The sequence below is a fragment of the Bacteroidota bacterium genome, assembly GCA_039111535.1.
Taxonomy (GTDB): Bacteria; Bacteroidota; Rhodothermia; order Rhodothermales; family JAHQVL01; genus JBCCIM01.
Map to the genome: position 1 here is coordinate 1 of JBCCIM010000269.1, position 6,794 is coordinate 6,794.

Here is a 6,794-nt window from a genome sequence, read left to right on the forward strand (position 1 = left end):
CGAGGTAAAGGCCCCAAAACGATGCGCAAGCTATTGCACCTGGCAGCCAGATCAATGGTAACACACAAAGCCAAGTTCAAACATTATTACGCCAGGAAACTGGCTGAAGGCAAACCAAAAAAGCTTGTTCTGAACAACGTATCCAACCAACTACTACGCATTGTTTGCAGTATGCTCAAGCACAACAAACCCTACATCGATGAATACGTCTCGGTCAATCCGAGGCTTCTTTTAACTTGACTAAGTCATAGACATCAGGATGACATGGGGGGAACAGGGCACCATCCCTACTCCTTACTCCTCGCTAAGCACTCCTCACCAAGCACTCCTCACCAAGCACTCCTCACTCCTAAAGCCCAAACGACTCACCACAGGCGCAATTGCGAATGGCTTGCGGGTTCATGAAGTGAAAACCCTTGCCCTCCAGTCCGTCGGAAAAATCGAGCTCTGATCCCATTAAATAGGCATAACTGCGTTTATCAAGCACAACCTGCACTTTCCCAATCTGCTGTACGTCATCCTGCTCCATGCGGGTTGTATCCCAACCCAGATCATAAGTAAGGCCTGAACATCCCCCTGGCACAACAGCTATTCTGAGCATCGCTGCGTCGAGGTCAACCGCTTCTTTTTCGGCTGATTCCAGAATTTTGTTAAGCGCACGTTCTGTAATCTGTAATTCCATTGTTTACCGCAGCAGTTTTGCGGGTAGAGATAAATAAAGTCTATCACTTTGTGGGATGTACCTGTTCCAGGTTACACAGTTCCTGCGCGCCCGCGCTGCAACAATACCGGGCCCTATGATTATTCTGCTAATCTTATCATAGACTAAATCCAAATAAGGGAACGAAACGTACGCGGGCGGGTTGTTGACAAAAGTTTACACCACCACTTTGTAAACAGTTGTTTACACTGTAAAATTAAGCCGCGTGAAGGCCCCCTGTGCCTCCACATATTTCCACCTGGAACGCCAAAATAGCCATGAGCCAGAGCGATACTGACTTCTTGCATGAAGTAGCTGACAGTGAATACAAGTACGGGTTTGTAACCGAAATCGAGGCAGATACAGCCCCTAAAGGGCTAAATGAAGATGTAGTACGGCTGATTTCTTCCAAGAAAGAAGAGCCCCAATGGATGCTTGACTGGCGTCTTCGCGCCTTCCGCTACTGGCAGACCTTGCAGGACAAGGACAAATACCCCCAGTGGGCACACCTGGACTACCCGGAAGTAGATTTTCAAAACATCAGCTATTACTCGGCGCCCAACAGCAAGCCCAAGTACAACAGCCTGGATGAGGTGGAGCCGGAATTACTCGAGACCTTTGCAAAGCTCGGCATCTCACTTGAAGAACAGAAGCGCCTCACGGGTGTAGCCGTAGATGTTGTGGTAGACAGCGTATCTGTTGCCACCACCTTCAAAAAGCAGTTGGCGGAACAGGGTATCATTTTCTGTTCTTTTGGCGAAGCCATTGAGAACCACCCTGAACTGGTCAAGCAATACATTGGTTCTGTAGTACCGTACACAGACAATTTCTACGCAGCGCTCAACTCCGCCGTATTTTCGGACGGCTCGTTCTGCTACATCCCGAAAGGGGTACGCTGCCCGATGGAATTGTCGACCTATTTCCGGATCAACGAAGCCGGCACCGGGCAGTTTGAGCGTACGCTGATTATTGCAGACGAAGACAGCTTCGTGAGTTACCTCGAAGGCTGCACCGCCCCCATGCGCGATGAAAACCAACTGCATGCAGCAGTTGTAGAAATTGTAGCCCACAAAGGTGCTGAGGTTAAATACTCCACCATCCAGAACTGGTACCCGGGCAATGAAGAAGGCGTAGGCGGGATTTACAACTTTGTAACCAAGCGCGGCATTTGCCAGGGAGATCATGCTAAAATTTCCTGGACCCAGCTCGAAACGGGCAGTTCTATTACCTGGAAATACCCGAGTGTAATCCTCAAAGGCGACCACTCAGTTGGCGAGTTCTACTCGGTAGCCTTTACCAAAGGCAAACAGCAAGCGGATACCGGCACAAAAATGATTCACCTCGGCAAAAACACGTCGAGCACAATTATTTCAAAAGGGATCTCTGCCGGCAAAAGCCAGAACAGCTACCGCGGCCTCGTCAAAATTAACCCCAAAGCAGACAACGCGAGAAACTTCTCTCAGTGTGACTCTATGCTGCTGGGCGACAAGTGCGGCGCGCATACCTTTCCCTACCTCGAAATCGAAAATCAATCCGCAAAGGTTGAGCACGAAGCAACAACTTCAAAAGTGGGTGAAGACCAGATTTTCTATTGCAACCAGCGCGGCATCGGCGAAGAAGAAGCCATCAAGCTGATTGTAAACGGCTTTTGCAAAGACATCCTGTCCAAGCTGCCGATGGAATTTGCTGTAGAAGCCCAGAAATTGCTGGCCATCGAACTTGAAGGTAGTGTAGGCTAAACGTGTAGGTTAACCTGCCACCATTCACCCGAAACTGGCAGACCGCCGCGTTGGTGCGTCTGCATATTTTTCCAAGAAGCGAACCCCTAACATCATCATGCTAGAGATCAAAAATCTCCGCGTTTCGATAGAAGACGAGAACAAAGAAATCCTGAAAGGCCTGGACCTCACCGTAAAAGCAGGGGAAGTACACGCCATCATGGGCCCAAATGGCTCAGGCAAAAGCACCCTGGCCTCTGTATTGGCCGGCCGCGACGGCTATGAAGTGACAGAAGGATCTGTCACCTTCCAGAATGACGACCTCCTGGAACTGGAAGCAGATGAGCGCGCCCTCGAAGGCCTGTTCCTCGCGTTTCAGTACCCGGTTGAGCTGCCTGGCGTCAGTATGTCCAACTTTCTCAAGCAGGCCATCAACGCACAGCGCGCGCACCGTGGCGAGGATCCTATCACAGCCATGGAATTCCTGAAGCTGCTGAAGGAAAAGGCAGAAATGGTACACCTGGACCCGAACCTGAAGAAGCGTTCGGTGAACGAAGGCTTCTCAGGTGGCGAAAAGAAACGCAATGAGATTTTCCAGATGGCTATTCTGGAGCCCAAACTTGCCATCATGGACGAAACCGATTCTGGTCTCGACATCGATGCACTTCGGATTGTCTCAGACGGCGTAAACCAGTTACGCGCTGATGACCGTGCCTTTGTAGTTATCACGCATTACCAGCGCCTCCTAGAATACATCGTGCCCGACTTCGTGCATGTGCTTGTAGACGGGCGGATTGTTAAGTCTGGTGGCAAAGAGCTAGCGCTTGAACTCGAAGAAAAAGGCTATGACTGGATCAAAGAAGAAGTCCTTGCCTGATCGCCTGAACCAACCAACCTCCAAATTTTTGAATCCATGAGTGTGATGACAGACCAGAAGCTTCGCATGGAAGACCGGTTCCAGGTCATGTACGAGCAGCACAACGGCCATGCCCTCAACGGGAGCAATGCATCGCTGACCACGATACGGCAGGATGCCATTGAAGACTTTGCCAAAATCGGCCTCCCGCACAAGAAAACGGAAGCCTGGAAATATACGCGCATAGAAAAAGCGCTGAGTAAAGACGTTCAGATTCAACTGCAAACTGCTACCTCTTCGCTTCAGGTTGCTGATCTTGCACCGTTTCAGATTCCTGAGCTCGATGCATACCGCGTTGTATTCCTCAACGGTCATATGCAGCCGGCGCTTGGCGACTTAAACGGATTCACAGCCGGCGTTACGTTGACCGACCTGTGCACGGCGTCTACTGAACACGCGGACCTGATGAACCCGCATTTTGCCCAATATGCTAATCCGGATTCAGATGCGTTTGTAGCCCTGAACACGGCGTTTGCCAAAGATGGCTTGTTTCTACACGTACCACAGCGTACGGTATTAGACAAACCCATCCATGTCATCCACTTGTTCGATATGCAGGCGGACCAGATGCTCCAGCCCCGCATGTTGTTTGTTGCTGAAGCCGGCAGTCAGGTCAAAGTGATCGAGAGCTTTGCCTCGCTCAACAATGGCGCTGCAACGTTTGTGAACAGCGTAACAGAATGGGTCGTGGAAGCGCGCGCCCACGTCGACCATTATCAGTTGCAGGAATTCGGCGAAGAAACTACAGTTGTTGCAGACATCCACGCACAGCAGGCAGCAACAAGCTTCTTCAGCACCCACACCACTTCGCTTACTGGCAAGATGATCAGAAACAACCTGACCATCGTCCCCGATGCTGAAGATTGTGAGAGCCACTTGTTTGGCTTTGTGCTGGGCAAAAACGATATGCACGTCGACAACCATACATTGGTTGACCACAAGAAGCCCAATTGCTTTAGCAACGAGCTGTACAAAAACATCCTCGATGACGCCTCAACGGGCATATTTAACGGGAAAGTGTTTGTCCGCCCCGACGCGCAGAAAATCAATGCGTACCAGTCGAACAAAAGCATCACGCTTACGCCCAAGGCACAGATGTACTCCAAGCCGGAGCTCGAAATCTACGCGGATGATGTGCGGTGCAGCCACGGCGCAACAACGGGCCAACTCGATGAAGATGCCCTCTTCTACCTCAGAGCCCGCGGCATCAATGAAACGCAGGCACGCTCCCTGCTGCTCATGGCTTTTGCACGTGATGTAATCGACAACATCAAAATAGAGCCTTTGCGCGCATTCGTTGACGACAAAATTGCAGCACGCCTGTAAGCGCTCTTGCTGCACATACCCTAGCTGCTATGCCTGGTGCGACCTTACATGGTACCCCCCTTGCTGCTGACTCAGCGGCGCCTCGCTTTGATATCTATAAAATCCGAGCGGACTTTCCGGCATTGGATCAGGAAGTGCACGGCCAACCGCTTGTTTATCTGGATAATGGAGCTACGGCGCAAAAGCCACAGGTAGTTATTGACCGCATCCAGTCGTATTACGAAAAAGAGAATAGTAATATTCACCGGGGCGTCCACTTCCTGAGCCAGCAGGCAACGGATGCATACGAGCAAGCCCGGTCGAAAATGCAGCTATTCATCAACGCTGCGCACGCGCATGAAGTGTTGTACACCCGCGGCACCACAGAGGCCATCAACCTCATTGCATCTACATACGGGCGCATGCACGTGCAGGCCGGCGATGAAATTCTGATCTCTACGATGGAGCACCACTCCAACATCGTACCCTGGCAGATGTTATGTGAGGAGAAAGGAGCGGTACTGAAAGTCATTCCGATCAACGAACGCGGAGAAATTCAGTACGATGCGTACTTGAACATGCTCTCCGACCGGACGCGGATTGTAGCTGTTTGCCATGTATCCAATAGCCTCGGCACAATCAATCCGATAGCCGATATGGCTGCGGCTGCGCATGCCAGTGGCAGCATCATCGTTGTTGACGGTGCCCAGGCAGCCCCACACATGGCCATCGATGTGCAAGCATTGGATGCAGATTTTTACGCGTTGTCGAGCCACAAAATGTTTGGCCCAACGGGTGTTGGTATCCTCTATGGCAAAGAAGCCCTGCTTGAGGCAATGCCACCATACCAGGGCGGCGGGGATATGATTGACAATGTGTCATTCGAAAAAACGACTTACAACGCACTCCCCCACAAGTTTGAAGCCGGCACCCCCAACATTGTTGGTGGCATTGCATTGGGCACCGCAGTTGATTACCTCAACGGAATCGGATTTGATGCCTTGCATGCCTATGAAGCGTCTTTGCTTGCCTATGCAACAAGCCAGTTGGAAGCCATCGATGGCTTGCGCATCATCGGTACAGCAACACAAAAAGCCGGCGTACTGTCTTTCCTGATTGATGATATCCATCCGTATGACACCGGAGCCATCCTCGACCAGTTGGGGATTGCTGTCCGAACCGGACACCATTGCACGCAACCACTGATGGATCACCTGGCAATCCCCGGTACAGCGCGTGCCTCCCTTGCACTCTATAACAATGAAGCGGACATCGACCAGCTTGTGGCCGGCTTGCACCGCGTTAAAAAAATGCTGGGGTAGCAATGGCTGACATTACAGCAAAAGAGCGGGAAATCGTCGAAGAGTTTGGCCTTTTTGATGACTGGATGGGCCGCTACGAGCACCTGATTGACCTCGGTCGCGCCCTTCCGTCCATGGCTGCCGACTTTCAAACAGACGCATACAAAATCAAAGGCTGCCAGTCACAGGTTTGGCTGCACGCCCATCATTCAGAAAACCAGGTGTTTTTTGATGCCAACAGCGATGCAGCCATAACCAAAGGACTCATTGCGCTGCTGGTACGCGTGCTCTCCGGGCAGCCGGCAATTACAATTATTAATGCAGACCTGGCCTTCCTCGACCAATTGGAAATGAAGGAGCACCTGTCTCCTACCCGAAAAAACGGACTCGATGCCATGATCAAACAGATGAAACTGTATGCCACAGCATTTGCAAAACTGGATGCCAACGCTGGAGCAACACCGTTAGCTCACAGCCAGACGGCAAAACGGTAAACCATCAACCAGTAAACTGCCCGCTCCCCACACACGTGCCAAGCGCAAAACCACAAGATTATGGAAACGCCTGTTGAAAACGACCAGAACGAAAAAGATAAGGTTGAAAAGGACCAGGTTGAAAACGAACTGGAGCAACGCATTATTGGTGCGCTAAAGGAGATTTTCGACCCGGAGATTCCAGTCAACATTTATGACCTCGGGCTGATTTACGACATCAACATTTACCCGGACCAGACCGTCCATGTCAGCATGACCCTCACGGCGCCAGGTTGCCCCGTGGCCGACACCATGCCACGGGAAGTTGAAGAGTCTATTCGGGATGTTGAGGGGGTAACAGACGCGCGGGTAGAGCTTACG

At 51.3% G+C, this 6,794-nt stretch carries 8 protein-coding genes; 7 read left to right on the plus strand and 1 reads right to left on the minus strand.

What is annotated here, in order from left to right; genetic code table 11:
* A partial coding sequence (locus AAF564_24990) for a hypothetical protein (GenBank protein ID MEM8488825.1) occupies positions 1 to 240 on the plus strand: 240 nt, incomplete at its 5' end.
* A gap of 109 nt (positions 241 to 349) precedes the next feature.
* Here the strand turns inward: AAF564_24990 and AAF564_24995 are convergent.
* On the minus strand, positions 350 to 682 hold the full coding sequence (locus AAF564_24995) for an iron-sulfur cluster assembly accessory protein (protein MEM8488826.1): 333 nt from the start codon (positions 680 to 682) through the stop codon (positions 350 to 352).
* A gap of 296 nt (positions 683 to 978) precedes the next feature.
* Between AAF564_24995 and sufB the strand changes: the two genes are divergently transcribed.
* From sufB to AAF564_25025, 6 genes are all read left to right on the plus strand, one after another.
* On the plus strand, positions 979 to 2,439 hold the full coding sequence (gene sufB, locus AAF564_25000) for a Fe-S cluster assembly protein SufB (protein ID MEM8488827.1): 1,461 nt from the start codon (positions 979 to 981) through the stop codon (positions 2,437 to 2,439).
* A 97-nt stretch (positions 2,440 to 2,536) separates the two neighbouring features.
* Entirely contained in the window at positions 2,537 to 3,295 is a 759-nt protein-coding gene (sufC, locus tag AAF564_25005; GenBank protein ID MEM8488828.1) for a Fe-S cluster assembly ATPase SufC, read from the plus strand.
* Positions 3,296 to 3,331: 36 nt separating this feature from the next.
* Entirely contained in the window at positions 3,332 to 4,660 is a 1,329-nt protein-coding gene (sufD, locus tag AAF564_25010; protein MEM8488829.1) for a Fe-S cluster assembly protein SufD, read from the plus strand.
* Between the two features lie 29 nt (positions 4,661 to 4,689).
* Complete coding sequence (locus AAF564_25015; GenBank protein MEM8488830.1) at positions 4,690 to 5,961, plus strand: cysteine desulfurase; 1,272 nt, start codon at positions 4,690 to 4,692, stop codon at positions 5,959 to 5,961.
* A gap of 2 nt (positions 5,962 to 5,963) precedes the next feature.
* Positions 5,964 to 6,434 (plus strand): SufE family protein, encoded by a 471-nt coding sequence (locus AAF564_25020; GenBank protein MEM8488831.1) that lies wholly within the window; start codon positions 5,964 to 5,966, stop codon positions 6,432 to 6,434.
* Positions 6,435 to 6,494: 60 nt separating this feature from the next.
* On the plus strand, positions 6,495 to 6,794 hold a 300-nt coding region (locus tag AAF564_25025), incomplete at its 3' end, for an iron-sulfur cluster assembly protein (GenBank protein MEM8488832.1).